Genomic DNA, 345 nt, shown 5'->3' with positions numbered 1-345 from the left:
GCCATGCTCAGCCTCGTACCGGTGGCCGGCATCGATGTCGGCAAGCACTTCCTCGACCTCGGGTTCCATCCCGCCGCCAAGCCGCTCCGGTGTGACAACACCCCGGCCGGCATCGAACGCCTGATCGCCGCCCTGCGCCCGCGCGGCGTCCTGCGCGTCGCCCTGCAGGCGATCGGTCCCTATGCCCATCCCGTCACGGTCGCCCTGGCCGAGGCTGGCTTTGCGGTCGCCCTGGTCGATCCGCGCCGGGTCCGGGCCTTCCGCACGGCTGAAGGACAGATCGCCAAGACCGATCGGCTGGACGCAGCCCTCATCGCGCGCTTTGCTCAGCGCATGCCCGAGCAC

At 71.0% G+C, this 345-nt stretch carries 1 protein-coding gene; it reads left to right on the top strand.

Annotation, left to right across the window (positions count from 1 at the left end; genetic code table 11):
- Positions 1-3: 3 nt before the first annotated feature.
- Positions 4-345, top strand: a 342-nt coding sequence (locus MKK50_RS13185) for an IS110 family transposase (RefSeq protein WP_499022857.1), incomplete at its 3' end; no start/stop codon positions are given.

This window comes from Methylobacterium sp. J-043 (assembly GCF_022829505.1).
In the GTDB taxonomy this organism is placed as follows: domain Bacteria; phylum Pseudomonadota; class Alphaproteobacteria; order Rhizobiales; family Beijerinckiaceae; genus Methylobacterium; species Methylobacterium extorquens_A.
This window is presented reverse-complemented; position numbering and strand designations above follow the sequence as displayed.